The organism is Acinetobacter sichuanensis (genome assembly GCF_003024515.2).
GTDB classification, from domain to species: Bacteria; Pseudomonadota; Gammaproteobacteria; order Pseudomonadales; family Moraxellaceae; genus Acinetobacter; species Acinetobacter sichuanensis.
The window spans coordinates 48,003-64,048 of the sequence record NZ_PYIX02000008.1 but is presented as its reverse complement, the minus strand read 5'-3'; the positions used below and the strand labels follow the sequence as shown (position 1 = coordinate 64,048).

Sequence of the window (16,046 nt, the reverse complement as noted above, 5' to 3'; positions counted from 1 at the left end):
CAGAAATCTTATTTCTTAATAGGTTTGCGCGGACCTTTACGGGTACGTGCGTTAGTTTTGGTGCGTTGTCCGCGAACAGGCAAGCTGCGACGATGACGAAGACCGCGGTAGCAGCCTAAATCCATTAAACGTTTAATGTTCATGGAAATTTCGCGACGTAAGTCACCTTCGGTTGGAACCTTAGCAACTTCAGCACGAATCGCATCAAGCTGAGCATCATCTAATTCACGAATTTTAGTGGTAGTAGCAATACCAGCTGCAGCTAAGATGTTCTTAGCAGTGTGGCGACCAATACCAAAAATGTACGTGAGAGAGATAACAGCATGCTTGTTATCCGGAATGTTTACACCGGCAATACGAGCCATTCAAATTTCTCCAAAAAGGCAGTAGAGATAATCAACCGCCCCACAAAAATCTTGAGGGGCGGATAATAACCTAATTAGCCTACTGAAATCAACAGGTCTTAATTAAATTAACCTTGACGCTGCTTATGACGAGGTTCAGCGCTACAAATTACGCGAATAACCCCATTACGACGGATAACTTTACAGCTACCACAAATTTTCTTTACAGAAGCTTGTACTTTCATGATGAAACCTCTAAGTGCGCTATCCCTTAGGATGAGCAGTCGTTTTTCTCATTAACGTTTGATTATCATATTGACGTGAAGTGAGATGAGCTTGCAGCTGAGCCATAAAGTCCATCACAACAACAACTACGATTAACAATGATGTACCACCTAAGTGGAATGGAATACCAAATGAACTTTGCAGAATCATTGGCATCAAACAAATCACTGTAATATAAATCGCACCAATAAATGTCAAACGATTAAGAATATGATCTAAGTAACGAGCAGTTTGCTCCCCTGGGCGAATACCAGGTACATAAGCTCCGCTGCGTTTCAAGTTTTCTGATACTTCTTTAGGACTAAAAACTAAAGCCGTGTAGAAATAACAGAAAAAGATAATTAACGCACCAAAGAGCACCAAATACAAAGGCTGTCCAGGTGACAATACGAGTGCCAAATCTTGAAGGCTACGTTTTACAATTCCTGCATTTGGATCAGCACTACCTAACCATTGACCTAAGCTCGCAGGGAACAACAATAACGAACTTGCGAAAATTGCTGGAATTACCCCTGCCATATTAATTTTCAATGGCAAATGTGTTTGCTGTGCAGTGAATACACGTCGACCTTGCTGCTTTTGAGCATAGTTAACAGGTATACGGCGTTGTGCTTTTTCAATAAATACGATAGCTGCTAAAACTGCAACTGAAAGTAATCCAAATATAGCCAAACCGATTAAACTCGATTGACCATTATCTACCGAAGTAAAAGCTTGAATTACCAAGTTAGGTAAACCTGCAACAATACCTGCGAAGATAATCATCGAGATACCATTACCAATACCACGTTCAGTAATTTGTTCACCTAGCCACATTAAGAACATTGTTCCTGCAACAAGTGAGGTCAAAGCTGGAATATAAAACGCAAGTCCTGACGTCAAAGTAATTCCTTGACTAATAAGACCTGCACACATTCCAATACCTTGCACAAATGCAAGTAACAGTGTGCCATAACGCGTATATTGATTAATCTTACGCTTACCCTGCTCGCCTTCTTTCTTCAATGCTTCCAGCGAAGGAACAACCGTTGACATTAACTGCACAATAATAGATGCAGAAATATACGGCATGATCCCTAACGCAAGAATTGACATTCGTTCTAATGCCCCGCCTGAGAACATATTAAACAAACCTAAGAATGTACCTTCATTAGCTTTGAAAAAACGTTCTAAAGCGACATTATCAATACCTGGTAGAGGAATATGTGCTCCTAGTCGAAAGACAACCAATGCACCAATCAAGAACATTAATCGACGAATAACTTCACGATATTTCACATGAAAGGGCTGACCTTTCATCATATTCACATGACCTGAAGAACTAGGAGACATAGTCACTCGCGATTACTCCTCGACTTTACCGCCAGCAGCTTCTACAGCAGCTTTAGCGCCTTTAGTCAAAGCAACACCTTGTACAGTGAACGCACGAGTAATTTCACCAGAAAGAACGATACGAGCACGTAACATATCTTTACGTACAACATTCGCAGCTTTCAAAGTTTCAAGTGAAACAATATCACCTTCAACTTTAGCAAGCTCAGATAAACGTACTTCAGCAGTTTTCAAAGCCAATTGGCTAGTGAAACCGAATTTAGGTAAACGACGATATAACGCTGTTTGACCACCTTCAAAACCTGGACGAACGCCACCACTTTTACGTGATTTTTGACCTTTGACACCACGGCCACCAGTCTTACCAACGCCAGAACCGATACCACGGCCTAAACGGCGGTTTTCACGTTTTGCACCTTCAGCAGGCGCAAGCTCATTTAAACGCAGAGTCATGGCTTATTCCTCTACACTAACCATATAGTAGACTTTGTTGATCATACCACGGTTAGAAGGAGTATCTACCACTTCTACTGTATGACCAATACGACGCAGACCTAAACCTTGTAGGCAAAGTTTGTGATTTTTCAAACGATGCGAAGAAGATTTAGTCTGGGTAACTTTAATCGTTTTCATGATTGATTACCCTAAAATTTGTTCTACTGAAAGACCACGTTTCGCAGCAACTTTCTCTGGAGAAGTCATATCACGCAAACCATTAAAAGTTGCGTTTACAACGTTAGCAGCATTAGTAGAACCATAACATTTAGTCAATACGTTACGTACACCAGCAGCTTCAAGAACCGCACGCATTGAACCACCAGCGATTACGCCAGTACCTTCTGATGCAGGTTGCATGAATACACGGCTAGCGCCATGACGTGCATTAACTGTATGTTGTAAAGTACCATCAACAAGATCAACAGTGATCATGTTACGACGTGCAGCTTCTAGTGCTTTAGAAATAGCAGCAGGAACTTCACGTGCTTTACCACGACCAAAACCTACACGACCATTACCATCACCAACCACAGTTAATGCTGTGAAAGAGAAGATACGACCGCCCTTAACAACTTTGGCTACACGATCAACGGCAACCAGCTTTTCAACAAGACCTTCGTTTTGTTCAACTTTAGCCATGATTAGAACTCCAAGCCGTTTTCACGAGCAGCATCAGCCAAGGCTTTGATACGACCATGATATTTAAAACCAGAACGGTCAAATGCTACTTTAGTAACACCAGCAGCTTTCGCGCGCTCTGCGATTAAAGCACCTACTTTAGTAGCTGAATCTACATTACCTGTAGAACCACTACGTAAAGATGCATCCAAAGTAGAAGCTTGTGCTAATACTTTGCCACCATCTGCTGAAATAACTTGCGCATAGATGTGACGCGGCGTGCGGTTTACACACAAACGAGTCGCACCCAATGCACGGATGTGCAAGCGTGTGCTTTTCGCACGACGCAAACGGGATTGTTTCTTTTCGTTCATAAGAACCTCGCGCCTTATTTCTTCTTAGCTTCTTTACGAAGAACAACTTCGTCAGAATAACGAACACCTTTACCTTTATACGGCTCTGGCGGACGGTAACCACGGATATCTGCAGCCACTTGACCTAAAGCTGCTTTATCAGCAGATTTAAGAATAATTTCAGTTGCAGTTGGAGTTTCAGCAGTTACACCTTCTGGAAGGTTGTAGTCGATTGGGTGTGAGAAACCAAGGTTAAGGTTAACAACGTTACCTTTAACCGCAGCTTTATAACCAACACCAATCAGTTGTAACTTGCGTTCGAAACCTTCGCTAACACCTTTTACAAGGTTGTTAAGAACAGCGCGAGCAGTACCAGCTTGCATCCAAGCGTCTTTCGACTCAGCTTTAGGAGCAATTTGAAGTTGACCTTCTTCCTGTTTTAGCTCGACCAGCGCATGCAGGTTGAAAGACAACGTACCTTTGCTGCCTTTCACTTCGACCTGCCGGCCGTTCTGAGTAACTGTTACACCATTAGGTACAGTTACTGGGGCTTTAGCCACACGAGACATGAGGAATCACCTATTAAGAAACAAAAGCAATAACTTCACCACCAACGCCCGCAGCACGTGCAGCGCGATCAGTCATGATGCCTTTGCTTGTAGAAACAATTGCAATACCTAAACCTTGCTTAACGCTAGGAAGTGCATCTTTACCGCGATATTGGCGTAGACCTGGACGGCTTACACGCTTCACAGTATCAATAACTGGTTTGCCTTCGAAATATTTTAAAGTAATAGTCAAAGTAGCTTTGCCTTCATTATCAGCAACTTCTACATTTGAAATATAACCTTCTTGTTGAAGTACGTTAGCAATCGCAACTTTCAACTTAGAATTTGGCATAGAAACGGTTTGTTTCTTTGCCATTTGTGCGTTACGAACACGTGTTAACATGTCGGCAACGGTATCTTGCATACTCATTATAGTCGCTCCTTACCAGCTTGCCTTAACAACGCCCGGCACATCACCTTGCATTACTGTATCACGTAATTTGTTACGGCTTAAACCGAACTTACGGAAGTAACCATGAGGACGACCAGTCAAACCACAACGGTTACGTAGACGTACTGGAGATGCATTACGTGGTAATGCTTGTAACTTCATCATCGCATCGAAACGTTCTTCATCAGAAGCATTTACGTTTGCAATCGTTGCTTTTAATTCAGCACGTTTTGCAGCGTATTTAGCAACTGTCGCTTCGCGTTTCAATTCGCGATTAATCATACCTTTCTTAGCCATATCGACCTCTTATTTGAACGGGAAGCCGAAACCACGCATAAGCGCACGGCCTTCGTCATCAGTACGGGCAGTCGTAGTAATGGTAATATCCATACCACGAATACGATCGATTTTATCAAAATCGATTTCAGGGAACATGATTTGTTCCTTGAGACCCATAGAGTAGTTACCACGACCATCAAATGATTTCGCAGAAAAACCGCGGAAGTCACGAATACGAGGGATCGCGATAGAGATCAAACGGTCTAAGAATTCGTACATTTGTTCGCCGCGTAAAGTTACTTTACAACCAATCGGCCAACCATCACGGATTTTAAAACCAGCGATTGATTTGCGAGCTAAAGTTAAAACTGGTTTTTGACCAGCAATAGCTTGCATATCAGATAAAGCGCCATCTAATAATTTCTTATCAGCAGCAGCATCACCAACACCCATGTTGATGGTGATTTTAGTGATGCGAGGAATCTCCATCACGTTTGCCAAGCCAAGTTCTTCTTTCAACTTAGCTTTGATTTCGTCGTTATAACGTGTTTTAAGTCTGGCCATAGCCTATTCAACCTATTACTTCGCTACCGCCACTGATTCACCATTTGACTTGTAAACGCGAGTTTTCACGCCTTCAGTCACTTGGTAACCAACACGGTCAGCCTTTTGGGTTGTAGCATTAAAAATTGCCACGTTTGAAATATGAAGCGAAGCTTCTTGTGTAACTACAGCGCCTTCAGCACCTGTTGCACGGTTCGGCTTTTGATGCTTCTTAACCAAGTTAAGGCCTTCAACCATAACGCGGTCATTCGAAACAGACAAAACAGTACCCTGTTTGCCTTTTTCTTTACCTGCGATCACAATAACTTGATCGCCTTTTCTAATCTTAGCCATGATTGCCTCTATTATAGAACTTCAGGAGCCAATGAAATGATTTTCATGAACTGTTCAGTACGAAGTTCACGAGTCACTGGTCCGAAAATACGAGTGGCAATCGGAGCCTTGTTGTTGTTCAAAATAACTGCAGCATTATCATCGAAACGGATCACAGAACCGTCTGGACGACGAATACCAAACTTAGTACGAACTACAACTGCATTCATCACGTCACCTTTTTTAACACGGCCACGTGGAATTGCTTCTTTAACAGTAACTTTAATAATGTCGCCTACAGAAGCATAACGACGATGTGAACCACCTAGTACTTTAATACATTGTACGCGGCGAGCACCACTGTTGTCTGCTACTTCTAGCATACTTTCGGTCTGAATCATTGCCCTACTCCAAAACCGAGCATCACCGGTCGAAATTTCGAAAGGCTCAAAGAGTACTCGAAATTCACCGATGATGCAACAAGAACGTCTAATTACTCAGCAGCAGCTTCAACCACTTCAACTAAAGTCCAAGACTTAGTTTTAGAAATTGGGCGGCTTTCTTTAATGGTCACAACATCACCAGTTTTAGCTGTGTTGTTCTCATCATGAGCGTGTAATTTTGTTGAACGGCGGATTAATTTGCCATACAACGGGTGTTGAACGCGGCGTTCGATAAGAACAACAATAGATTTATCCATTTTGTCACTTACGACTTTGCCAGTTAACGTGCGAACTGTTTGCTCACTCATTGTCCGTTCCCCTGTTTTTCGGTAAGGAGGGTCTTAATACGAGCAATAGTCTTACGAGTTAACGCAACTTCATGCGACTTACCCAATTGACCAGTTGCTTTTGCCATACGAAGACGGAATTGGTTAAGCTGTTGCTCATCAAGCAAAGCTGTCAACTCTTCTACCGACTTTTCACGTAGATCTTTAGTTTTCATTACATCACCGTCTTAGTAACGATAGTGGTTTTGAAAGGAAGTTTAGCAGCTGCTAGCGTAAACGCTTCGCGAGCCAATTCTTCACTCACACCATCCATTTCGTACAAGATCTTACCTGGTTTGATTTGGCAAACCCAGTATTCCACAGAACCTTTACCTTTACCCATACGAACTTCTAATGGTTTTTCAGTAATTGGTTTGTCTGGGAAAACACGGATAAAGATCTTACCACCACGTTTAACACGACGGCTAATTGTACGACGCGCAGCTTCGATTTGACGAGCTGTCATTTGACCACGCTCAACAGATTTAAGTGCGATTGTACCGAAAGATACTGTGCTACCACGGTGCGCTAGACCAGTGTTACGGCCTTTTTGCACCTTACGGAATTTAGTACGTTTAGGTTGCAACATGGATTATTCTCCTTTTTCAGCAGAACGATCATTGCGACGACCACGACGCTCTTGACCTTCACCACGACCGCGACCGCGTTTAGCTGGACGCTCTTCAGCAGGAGCAGGGTTCATGACTTGTTTCATGCCACCTAAGATCTCGCCACGGAAAATCCAAACTTTAACACCAATCGTACCGTAAGTAGTTTCAGCACGCATAGTAGAGTAGTCGATGTCTGCACGAAGTGTATGTAAAGGCACACGACCTTCACGATACCATTCTGTACGTGCAATTTCAGCACCGCCTAAACGACCAGATACTTCAACTTTAATACCTTTAGCACCAGCACGCATAGAGTTTTGAACCGCACGCTTCATAGCACGACGGAACATTACACGTTTTTCCAATTGAGAAGCAATTGCTTCAGCAACAAGACGCGCGTCTAAGTCTGGGCGATCGATTTCGTTGATGCTTACTTGCGCTGGAACACCCATGATAGTGGTAAGTTCACGCTGTAATTTTTCAATGTCTTCGCCTTTTTTACCGATAACGATACCAGGACGAGCAGTGCTAATAGTTACTTTAGCAGCGCCAGTAGGACGTTCGATAAGAATATTGCTGATCATCGCACTTTTAAGTTTTTTAGTTAAAAACTCACGAACTTGAAGATCTTTAAGCAAGTATTCAGCGTATTGTTTCGGACTCGCATACCAGTTGGCGTTATGACGTTTTACAACACCAAGGCGGATACCGATTGGATGAACCTTCTGACCCATATCAAACCCCTACCTTAACGGTAATGTGACAAGTACGCTTAGTAATACGATCTGCACGGCCTTTAGCACGTGGCATAATACGTTTAAGGCTCATGCCTTCGTCAACGTAAATCGTAGTAACTTTAAGGTCGTCTACATCTAAACTGTTATTGTGTTCAGCGTTTGCAATCGCAGATTCCAATGCTTTTTTAACTAAAACTGCAGCTTTTTTGTTGCTGAAGTTTAAGATATTAAGCGCGTGAGCAACTGATTTGCCACGGATTAAATCTGCAACCAAACGAGTTTTTTGTGCCGAGATAGCGGCACCGCGTAATTTAGCAGTAACTTCCATCATAGCACCTTAACGTTTAGACTTCTTGTCAACACCGTGACCACGATAGGTACGAGTTGGCGCGAATTCACCTAATTTATGACCAACCATGTGTTCAGATACAATCACTGGAACATGGTTACGACCATTATGGACAGAAATTGTTAAACCAACAAAATCTGGGAGGATCATCGAACGACGCGACCAAGTTTTGATCGGCTTACGGTTATTAGCCGCGATAGCCGCTTCAACCTTAGCGAACAAGTGCGCATCGACGAATGGGCCTTTTTTCAGAGAACGAGGCATTGTCAGATTCCTTTACTTGTTACTTAACGCGACGGTCGCGAATGATCATCTTAGTCGTACGCTTATTGGTACGAGTCTTGTACCCTTTAGCTTTTTGACCCCATGGGCTTACAGGTTGAATACCTTTGTTACGCCCTTCACCACCACCATGTGGATGGTCTACTGGGTTCATCGCCATACCACGAACGGTAGGACGAACGCCACGCCAGCGTGATGCACCTGCTTTACCAAGTGAACGAAGGTTGCTTTCTGAGTTAGATACTTCACCTAACACAGCGCGACATTCAACGTGTACTTTACGCATTTCGCCTGAACGTAGACGAATGATAGCGTAAGAACCGTCACGACCTAACAATTGAGCAGAAGTACCAGCAGAACGCACTAATTGCGCGCCTTTACCGATTTTAAGCTCGATGTTATGTAATGTAGAACCAATTGGCATGTTGCGAAGTGGCAAGCAGTTACCTGTACGAATTGGAGCATCGTTACCAGACTGAACTTTATCACCAGCGCGAAGACCTTTAGGTGCAATGATATAACGACGCTCACCGTCAGCATAAAGCACAAGTGCAATATGAGAAGTACGGTTAGGATCGTATTCAATACGCTCTACAGTTGCAGGAATACCATCTTTGTTACGTTTAAAGTCAACAAGACGATAGTGCTGCTTATGACCGCCACCAACGTGACGAGTTGTAATGTGACCGTTGTTATTACGACCACCAGTACGTTTTTTAGCTTCTACCAACGGTGCATAAGGCGCGCCTTTGTGAAGATGGCTATGAACCACTTTCTCTACAAAGCGACGTCCTGGAGACGTTGGCTTACATTTTTGAATAGGCATAATTCTCGTCCTTACTCCGCTGCGTTTTCAGCGGTATCGCCCAAGTCAGCCATTTCAACATCTTGGCCAGCTTTCAGGGTGACGTATGCTTTTTTAACATCAGAACGACGTCCTAATGTACGACCAAAGCGCTTAGTCTTACCTTTAGTGATAGTCGTGTTAACTTTAACAACTTCTACACCAAACAATTGTTCAACTGCTTTTTTGATTTCAAGTTTGTTTGCATCAAGTGCAACTTTAAATACTTGAACACCAGCAGCCTCACCTAAAACTTGTGCTTTTTCTGAGAATACAGGTCCTTGGAGGACTTGATAGATACGTTCGTTGTTCATCCGAGTTCTACCTCAATTTTCTTAGCAGCAGCAACAGACATTACAACTTTATCGAACGCGATCAAGCCAACAGGATCGATCCCAGCAGCATCAACCACATCAACGTGTGGAAGGTTACGTGCAGCTAAATATAGATTTTCATCTACAGCTTCAGTAACGATTAATGCGCGAGTAGCGTTCAAGTCGTTAAGTTTTGCAAGCAATTCTTTAGTTTTAGGCGCTTCAACAGCAAACTCTTCAACTAATACAAGACGATCTTGGCGAACAAGCTCAGCTAAGATACATTGCATTGCACCGCGGTACATTTTACGGTTCACTTTTTGTGACCAATCTTGTGGACGAGCGGCAAAAGTTTTACCACCACCAACCCAGATTGGGCTACGAATAGAACCAGCACGAGCGCGGCCAGTACCTTTTTGACGGAATGGTTTTTTACCACCGCCAGAAACGTCTGCACGTGATTTTTGTGCTTTTGAACCTTGACGACCACCAGCTAAATAAGCTGTAACAACTTGGTGTACAAGTGCTTCATTAAAGTCACGACCAAACGCAACTTCAGACAATTCAACAGCAGAGCCGGAAACAGTTTTTAAATTCACGTTATTTCCCCTCAGGCCTTGATCGTAGGACGAACAGTTACGTCACCACCAGTCGCACCAGGAATCGCGCCTTTAACAACAAGAACTGAACGTTCTGTGTCGATAGCAACAATTTCAAGACCCTGAGTAGTTACGCGTTCAGCACCTAAATGGCCAGCCATTTTTTTGCCTTTGAATACGCGACCAGGAGTCTGGTTTTGACCAGTAGAACCTAAAACACGGTGAGATACAGAGTTACCGTGAGTAGCATCTTGAGTACGGAAGTTCCAACGCTTAACACCACCTTGGAAACCTTTACCTTTAGACGTACCAGTTACATCAACGATTTGACCAACTGTGAACATATCAACAGTTAGTGTACCGCCAACTTCACGACCTTCAAGATCAGCTTCTGTAGCACGGAATTCTTGAACTAGACGACCAACAGCAACACCCGCTTTAGCAAAGTGACCTTTCTGAGCGTTAGTTACGCGAGATTCGCGACGTTCACCAGTAGTGATTTGAATCGCTTGATAACCATCAGTTTCAAGCGTTTTGATTTGAGTGATACGGTTAGGATCAACCTCAATCACTGTTACAGGTACAGAAACACCAGCATCTGTAAAGATACGTGTCATACCGCACTTGCGACCGACTAAACCAATAGCCATGTGCATAAACCTCTAAAAAAGCGGCTTAATTAACTTAGAGCGTTAATTAACCGAAAGTCTTAACCCAATGCGATCTGAACATCAACACCAGCTGCAAGATCCAACTTCATCAATGCATCTACAGTTTTGTCTGTAGGTTGAACGATGTCGATCAAACGTTTGTATGTGCGGATTTCATATTGGTCACGCGCATCTTTATTAACGTGTGGTGATGTTAAAACGTTGAAACGTTCGATGCGAGTAGGCATCGGAATTGGACCACACACTTGTGCGCCAGTACGTTTTGCGGTTTCTACGATCTCTTGAGAAGATTGATCAATTAAACGATGATCAAAAGACTTAAGACGGATACGAATTCTCTGGTTAGACATACCAGTTAACTCCAAGCCAAATATATAAAGAATCACTCCTGACGCATCTCACCCCACTAAAAAGGCAAGTGTCAAGAGCAGTGAAAATCACTAAGGTCGTGATCGATGCCACGACTGTAACGATCTGGATAACTTTCTTCGCTATCCAACCCTTCGTATCGAAGGGTCGCCCATTATAACGATTGTTTAACGCTTAAGCAAATATATTTAGCATTTTTCCTTATTTTTTAAATAACACATATGAATCAATGTGTTTGCTTTTTATTCAACGATTAAGTTTGTAATACATAATCAATTGCATGATTTAAAAGTTGTCGACCCTGCTCAAAATCATTTTTTTGGGAGGTTTTCAAATAGTCCAAAGCCTGTACATATTGCCCTTGAAAAACTTGCTGATCTTCTTCATGTTCAATAAAAATTTCTAAGCTCTGGGGCGTGATTTCTGGGTGAAACTGAAAACCAATGACATTTTTCCCAATTTGATACACTTGATTCGCACAAACATTATTTTCAGCCAAACGAATAGCACCTTTGGGAATATCAAAAGTTTCACTATGCCATTGCATCACTTGCATCACTAAAGGCAATTGAAAGCAAAATTCAGGTATTGCTGCACTTTTATAAACAGTCGTCCATCCTAATTCTTGCATTGTATTTCGATACACATTTGCACCTAACGCATTTGCAATGAGCTGCCCACCCAAACATAAACCAATCGCAGGCTTAAATGCAGCCAAATAACGTCGAATCCAACGTTTTTCTATTTTTAACCAAGGATAATTAACTTCATCATTTACGCTCATTTCTCCCCCCATGATAATGAGTAAATCGACGTCATCAATATGAGGTAAAGCATCAATGTCTAAATGAAAATCTTTAGGAAGTGCAAAAAACTCTGTCGCTGTAATTTCTGCATTTAATGATTTTAAATAATCATAACAACTACCAAAACCTTCACCTGTAATATGCTGAAAATAGTGAACTTTAAGTTTCTTCATGGGATCACCTATTTTTGTAGTATCGTTTATTCAATCAAGTCAAAATCTAGATACTGTGATGCAAAAAGGAAGCCAACCACCATTTTAAAAATTATTTTTTCACAAATATTTGCTTTCACCCTACAAATCGTTATGTTTTGCTTAGATTAATTTTTTTATTTATTTGAGACTCATGATGAACCAGAAAAATTTTCAAACTTCACTTATTCATGCACCACGCAAAGCACCTCAATATATAGATACCGTACAACCTCCCCTATTTCGTGCATCCACGATTATTTTCAAAGATACAAATGCACTATTTAATCGCCATTGGACGGATGAATATGACTATAGTTATGGCACACACGGCACACCAACAACATTTACTTTAGGTGACAATATTGCTCAAATCGAAGGGGGAAAATATTGCTTACTGGCGCCCAGTGGCTTATCAGCAATTAATCTGGTGAATTCATGTTTTTTAAGACATGGTGATGAAGTCTGGGTTGCCGATAATATTTATGGTCCAAATATGGAGCATTTACGCAATCTTGAAACGCGCTATGGAATTATTGTCAAAGTCTATAATCCAATTGATGCTGATACATTTCAACCTAGCCAAAACACAAAACTCATTTGGTTAGAAGCCGCTGGCTCTGTAACTTTAGAATTTCCAGACCTCATCAACCTCGTAAAAAAAGCCAAAGAAAAAAATATACTAACTGCTTTAGATAATACTTGGGGAGCAGGTCTAGCATTTAATGCTTTTGATTTTAGCAATGAACATTTATCTGTTGATATTTCAGTTCATGCACTCACTAAATACCCAAGTGGTGGTGGTGATATTTTAATGGGTTCTGTGGTGACTCAAAACCCAAAACTCCATCATGAATTATTTCGCATGCATGCAATTCAAGGGATTGCCATTTCAGGGGATGATGCAGCACAAGTACAACGCAGTTTAGCTTCAATGCAAATTCGCTATCAACATCAAGCACAAACAGCCCTAAAAATTTTAACATGGTTAAAAACTCAAGACATTTTTGCACAAGTTTTACACCCTGCCGACTCTGATAATATTAGCCATCAATATTGGAAAGAAACTTGTCAAACTGAACAAAGCGCAGGTTTAGTCAGTGTAATTTTTAAACCTGAATATGACATCCAAGCTATTCGTAAATTTTGTGACCATTTACAATTATTTAAACTGGGTTTTAGCTGGGGTGGTCCTGTTAGCTTAGTGATGCTTTATCAACTCAATCAAATGCGTCAACTGAAACATTCTCATTTACAAAATGGTATTTTGGTACGTTTCTGTATTGGCTTAGAAGATGCTGAAGATCTAATTCAAGATATTCAATATGCGCTAAATTCTTTGATTTAATTTAACTTAGCAAACAAATAGACCCTTATGAGGGTCTATTTTTCATTTCACACATATATTAAAAATAATTCAATAATCAATTTATTTACAACACAAAATAACGATAAATATTGATTAAATAATATTTTTATTGCTCTCTAGTTTGTCTCAATAATTTTTTTATTTATCTCGGTATTGCAATTTTATTCATAAAGATATATTTTAAATACATCTTATAAAGCCAGATTAAAAAGGTCTAGCCATGACTCCAGAACATATCGAACTTGTTAAAGCGACTGTACCTGTGCTTCGTGAAAATGGTGTTGCACTTACTCAATATTTTTATAACAGAATGTTAGCCAACCACCCTGAGCTAAAAAATGTTTTTAATATGGATCATCAAAGCTCTGGGCGTCAACCTCGTGCCTTAGCAGCAGCGGTATTGGCTTATGCTGAACATATTGAAAATCCTAGTTTTTTAGCGAAAGCGATTGAGCATATCACCACAAAACATGTTAGCCTCAACATTCAAGCTGACCAATATGCCATTGTTGGTGACAACCTCTTACACTCTATCAGTGAAGTGTTAAATGTTCCTTTTGAATCGGATTTAATTGCGGCTTGGAAAGAAGCTTATTTACAACTCGCTGATATTTTAATTCAAACTGAAAAAAATAAATATGAAGGCTTAGCACAGCAAAATGGTGGCTGGTCAGGTTGGCGTCCATTTGAAATTACAGCAATAGAAGCAACAGAAACTGGTAAGAAATTTACATTGAAAGCACAAGATCATCAGCCAATTCCAACTGCTGAAGAAAAATCTTATATTTCAGTGAAAGTTCAAGTGCCAAATCACGAAATCCAACAACCTCAACAGTTTATTTTTTCAGAAGCTCAGAATAATTCTGAATATCAAATTGAGGCTAAATCTGTTGAAACACCAACCGAGTTTTCAGTTGCTAATATTTTGCTAGATCATTATAAAGTTGGCGATACTGTACAAGTAACCGCACCATTAAAAGGCTAAAATGCGCTTATATAATGATAGGTCAATGTAAAAGTTGACCTATTTAGTCTGATTTATTTTTAAGTACTTTTCATTTCAATAAGTTTCAAGCTAACATAGCTTTAAGTTCATTCATTGAAAGCGTTATGCAGTTAAATAAGTTTACTGATTATGCACTTCGCCTAGTCCTTTACGTCTCAAAACCCAAAGACACCCCCTACACTATTGCTGAAATTGCCAAAGATTTACAAGTTTCAGAAAATCACTTAGTCAAAATTGTTCATTTTATGGCAAAGCAAAACTGGCTGATCACAACACGTGGTAAAGGTGGTGGAATTCGTTTAGATCCAAATGTATACACTTGTCAACTTGGGGCAATGGTACGTATTTTACAAGGTGAAGCACCCATCGTTGAATGCAATACTCCGCCCTGTGTTTTGAGAAGCCGTTGTGGTTTAAAAGGCATTTTAGATGATGCCGTTGAACGTTTTTATCAAGTTTTAGACCAATACACCATCGCAGATGTTGTTGCTCGCTCACAAGGTGCCGTTAAATCTCAGCACTCTCCTATAGAACTCATTCAACTCTAATCAAAGATTAATTTTCTATCTTTTCGAATATTTTTAATTGTAAATTTCACGGTTATATTTCAGGTTGACTTCTTAATTTACACGCATAAATTCGTCAGAAGCACTCTGATCATTTATACTAGTATCCAATTTTTAGTTTGAAGTTGAATTATGCATCGCAGCAGTGGAAAGTCGAAAAATAGTAAAACAGCAAGTGCTCCTCGGCAGAAAATTAGCTACGAAAAAAAGGTAGACTCAGTTGTTTCTGAATACTCAGCCATTGCATTAAATTGGTTGCGTAAAGCTGAATTTTTAATGAGTGCGCCGAAACTGGATTTGTGCGTAGAAGATACAGGCTATGAAGTTGCTTTCGCAGGGCGCTCGAATGCTGGAAAATCCAGCGCAATTAATGCTATTACCAATCAAAAGCAACTCGCTCGCGCTTCTAAAAAACCTGGTCGTACACAAATGATCAACTTTTTTAGTTTAGGAAATCCAAACCAACGTCTGGTTGATTTACCTGGTTATGGCTATGCGGCTGTACCTGAGGCAATGAAAATTGTTTGGCAAAAAGAACTTGAAAATTATTTGATTCATCGTCAAAGCTTACAAGGTTTGATTTTGCTCATGGATATTCGCCATCCTTTACAACATTTTGATGTCATGATGTTAGAGTGGGCTTATTCACGTCAATTATTTGTCCATGTGTTGTTAACCAAATCTGATAAGCTTAATCGCGGTCCTGCTCATCAAGCATTATTAGATGTAAAACAAGAATTGAAAAAGATGAAACTTAACTTTTCAATTCAACTTTTTTCTTCTTTAAACAAACAAGGTCTAGAAGAGCTTGCCAGTGTTATGGGTGGTCGTTTAAACTTTACTCTGGACAACCCGACAGGCTTTGATCTAGACAGCATTCCTGAAGCATCCGAATCTGACTTAGAATTAGAGCAAAACGAAATATCTGAACAACAACCCTTAATATCAGATTCAGATAAAACAGAATAAATTTGTGATT

General features: G+C 40.7%; 28 protein-coding genes and 1 pseudogene. 4 read left to right on the top strand and 25 right to left on the bottom strand.

Annotated elements, in window-relative coordinates; genetic code table 11:
* Positions 1-8: 8 nt before the first annotated feature.
* The 25 genes and pseudogenes from rpsM to C9E89_RS07175 form a co-directional block, all read right to left on the bottom strand.
* Positions 9-365, bottom strand: coding sequence for a 30S ribosomal protein S13 (gene rpsM, locus C9E89_RS07295; protein ID WP_005012957.1), 357 nt, complete (start codon positions 363-365; stop codon positions 9-11).
* Between the two features lie 107 nt (positions 366-472).
* Entirely contained in the window at positions 473-589 is a 117-nt protein-coding gene (gene rpmJ, locus C9E89_RS07290) for a 50S ribosomal protein L36 (protein WP_000867907.1), read from the bottom strand.
* A 19-nt stretch (positions 590-608) separates the two neighbouring features.
* Positions 609-1,928, bottom strand: coding sequence for a preprotein translocase subunit SecY (gene secY, locus C9E89_RS07285; RefSeq protein WP_171405093.1), 1,320 nt, complete (start codon positions 1,926-1,928; stop codon positions 609-611).
* Between the two features lie 45 nt (positions 1,929-1,973).
* The gene (gene rplO, locus C9E89_RS07280) at positions 1,974-2,414 is read right to left on the bottom strand and encodes a 50S ribosomal protein L15 (RefSeq protein ID WP_004869511.1); all 441 of its coding nucleotides are present in this window, start codon (positions 2,412-2,414) and stop codon (positions 1,974-1,976) included.
* A gap of 3 nt (positions 2,415-2,417) precedes the next feature.
* Entirely contained in the window at positions 2,418-2,594 is a 177-nt protein-coding gene (rpmD, locus tag C9E89_RS07275) for a 50S ribosomal protein L30 (RefSeq protein ID WP_004825182.1), read from the bottom strand.
* A 6-nt stretch (positions 2,595-2,600) separates the two neighbouring features.
* Positions 2,601-3,098, bottom strand: coding sequence for a 30S ribosomal protein S5 (gene rpsE / locus C9E89_RS07270; RefSeq protein WP_107007585.1), 498 nt, complete (start codon positions 3,096-3,098; stop codon positions 2,601-2,603).
* A gap of 2 nt (positions 3,099-3,100) precedes the next feature.
* Positions 3,101-3,451 carry a 50S ribosomal protein L18 gene (gene rplR / locus C9E89_RS07265; RefSeq protein WP_107007584.1) on the bottom strand — a complete coding sequence of 117 codons (351 nt, stop codon included), beginning with the start codon at positions 3,449-3,451 and terminating at the stop codon, positions 3,101-3,103.
* Between the two features lie 14 nt (positions 3,452-3,465).
* Entirely contained in the window at positions 3,466-3,999 is a 534-nt protein-coding gene (gene rplF, locus C9E89_RS07260) for a 50S ribosomal protein L6 (protein ID WP_086195765.1), read from the bottom strand.
* A 13-nt stretch (positions 4,000-4,012) separates the two neighbouring features.
* Positions 4,013-4,408 (bottom strand): 30S ribosomal protein S8, encoded by a 396-nt coding sequence (rpsH, locus tag C9E89_RS07255; RefSeq protein ID WP_107007583.1) that lies wholly within the window; start codon positions 4,406-4,408, stop codon positions 4,013-4,015.
* A gap of 12 nt (positions 4,409-4,420) precedes the next feature.
* Positions 4,421-4,726, bottom strand: coding sequence for a 30S ribosomal protein S14 (gene rpsN / locus C9E89_RS07250; RefSeq protein WP_068973576.1), 306 nt, complete (start codon positions 4,724-4,726; stop codon positions 4,421-4,423).
* A 9-nt stretch (positions 4,727-4,735) separates the two neighbouring features.
* The gene (gene rplE / locus C9E89_RS07245) at positions 4,736-5,272 is read right to left on the bottom strand and encodes a 50S ribosomal protein L5 (protein WP_107007582.1); all 537 of its coding nucleotides are present in this window, start codon (positions 5,270-5,272) and stop codon (positions 4,736-4,738) included.
* Positions 5,273-5,287: 15 nt separating this feature from the next.
* Positions 5,288-5,605, bottom strand: a complete 318-nt coding sequence (gene rplX, locus C9E89_RS07240) for a 50S ribosomal protein L24 (protein WP_107007581.1) — start codon at positions 5,603-5,605, stop codon at positions 5,288-5,290.
* A gap of 11 nt (positions 5,606-5,616) precedes the next feature.
* Positions 5,617-5,985: a 50S ribosomal protein L14 gene (gene rplN / locus C9E89_RS07235; RefSeq protein ID WP_107007580.1), complete on the bottom strand. Its 369-nt coding sequence runs from the start codon at positions 5,983-5,985 to the stop codon at positions 5,617-5,619.
* Between the two features lie 92 nt (positions 5,986-6,077).
* Positions 6,078-6,335 carry a 30S ribosomal protein S17 gene (gene rpsQ / locus C9E89_RS07230; protein WP_107007579.1) on the bottom strand — a complete coding sequence of 86 codons (258 nt, stop codon included), beginning with the start codon at positions 6,333-6,335 and terminating at the stop codon, positions 6,078-6,080.
* Positions 6,332-6,529, bottom strand: a complete 198-nt coding sequence (gene rpmC, locus C9E89_RS07225) for a 50S ribosomal protein L29 (protein WP_004650482.1) — start codon at positions 6,527-6,529, stop codon at positions 6,332-6,334. Before rpmC ends, rpsQ begins: the two co-directional genes overlap by 4 nt.
* A complete protein-coding gene (gene rplP / locus C9E89_RS07220) occupies positions 6,529-6,942 on the bottom strand; it encodes a 50S ribosomal protein L16 (protein ID WP_004725694.1) in 414 nt (137 codons plus the stop codon). Before rplP ends, rpmC begins: the two co-directional genes overlap by 1 nt.
* A pseudogene (gene rpsC / locus C9E89_RS07215) lies at positions 6,882-7,698 on the bottom strand (30S ribosomal protein S3). The gene rplP and the pseudogene rpsC overlap by 61 nt, the downstream one beginning before the upstream one ends.
* 1 nt (position 7,699) lies before the next feature.
* Positions 7,700-8,029 carry a 50S ribosomal protein L22 gene (rplV, locus tag C9E89_RS07210; RefSeq protein WP_065994096.1) on the bottom strand — a complete coding sequence of 110 codons (330 nt, stop codon included), beginning with the start codon at positions 8,027-8,029 and terminating at the stop codon, positions 7,700-7,702.
* Between the two features lie 9 nt (positions 8,030-8,038).
* A complete protein-coding gene (gene rpsS, locus C9E89_RS07205) occupies positions 8,039-8,314 on the bottom strand; it encodes a 30S ribosomal protein S19 (protein WP_004281508.1) in 276 nt (91 codons plus the stop codon).
* A 19-nt stretch (positions 8,315-8,333) separates the two neighbouring features.
* Entirely contained in the window at positions 8,334-9,158 is an 825-nt protein-coding gene (gene rplB / locus C9E89_RS07200; RefSeq protein WP_107007577.1) for a 50S ribosomal protein L2, read from the bottom strand.
* 11 nt (positions 9,159-9,169) lie between these two features.
* Complete coding sequence (gene rplW, locus C9E89_RS07195) at positions 9,170-9,490, bottom strand: 50S ribosomal protein L23 (RefSeq protein WP_107007576.1); 321 nt, start codon at positions 9,488-9,490, stop codon at positions 9,170-9,172.
* The gene (rplD, locus tag C9E89_RS07190) at positions 9,487-10,089 is read right to left on the bottom strand and encodes a 50S ribosomal protein L4 (protein ID WP_068973570.1); all 603 of its coding nucleotides are present in this window, start codon (positions 10,087-10,089) and stop codon (positions 9,487-9,489) included. The genes rplW and rplD overlap by 4 nt, the downstream gene beginning before the upstream one ends.
* Before the next feature lie 11 nt (positions 10,090-10,100).
* Positions 10,101-10,739 carry a 50S ribosomal protein L3 gene (gene rplC, locus C9E89_RS07185; RefSeq protein WP_107007575.1) on the bottom strand — a complete coding sequence of 213 codons (639 nt, stop codon included), beginning with the start codon at positions 10,737-10,739 and terminating at the stop codon, positions 10,101-10,103.
* Between the two features lie 59 nt (positions 10,740-10,798).
* Positions 10,799-11,110, bottom strand: a complete 312-nt coding sequence (gene rpsJ / locus C9E89_RS07180; protein WP_004725677.1) for a 30S ribosomal protein S10 — start codon at positions 11,108-11,110, stop codon at positions 10,799-10,801.
* A gap of 272 nt (positions 11,111-11,382) precedes the next feature.
* A complete protein-coding gene (locus C9E89_RS07175) occupies positions 11,383-12,108 on the bottom strand; it encodes a type 1 glutamine amidotransferase (RefSeq protein WP_107007574.1) in 726 nt (241 codons plus the stop codon).
* 175 nt (positions 12,109-12,283) lie between these two features.
* Here C9E89_RS07175 and C9E89_RS07170 point away from each other — a divergent pair, with 175 nt between their 5' ends.
* The 4 genes from C9E89_RS07170 (at position 12,284) to yihA (ending at position 16,036) form a co-directional block, all read left to right on the top strand.
* Positions 12,284-13,474, top strand: coding sequence for a PLP-dependent transferase (locus C9E89_RS07170; RefSeq protein WP_228198992.1), 1,191 nt, complete (start codon positions 12,284-12,286; stop codon positions 13,472-13,474).
* A 241-nt stretch (positions 13,475-13,715) separates the two neighbouring features.
* Entirely contained in the window at positions 13,716-14,480 is a 765-nt protein-coding gene (locus tag C9E89_RS07165; protein ID WP_107007572.1) for a globin domain-containing protein, read from the top strand.
* Positions 14,481-14,605: 125 nt separating this feature from the next.
* The gene (locus C9E89_RS07160) at positions 14,606-15,049 is read left to right on the top strand and encodes an RrF2 family transcriptional regulator (RefSeq protein WP_107007571.1); all 444 of its coding nucleotides are present in this window, start codon (positions 14,606-14,608) and stop codon (positions 15,047-15,049) included.
* A gap of 150 nt (positions 15,050-15,199) precedes the next feature.
* Positions 15,200-16,036, top strand: coding sequence for a ribosome biogenesis GTP-binding protein YihA/YsxC (yihA, locus tag C9E89_RS07155; protein ID WP_107007570.1), 837 nt, complete (start codon positions 15,200-15,202; stop codon positions 16,034-16,036).
* Positions 16,037-16,046 lie beyond the last annotated feature (10 nt).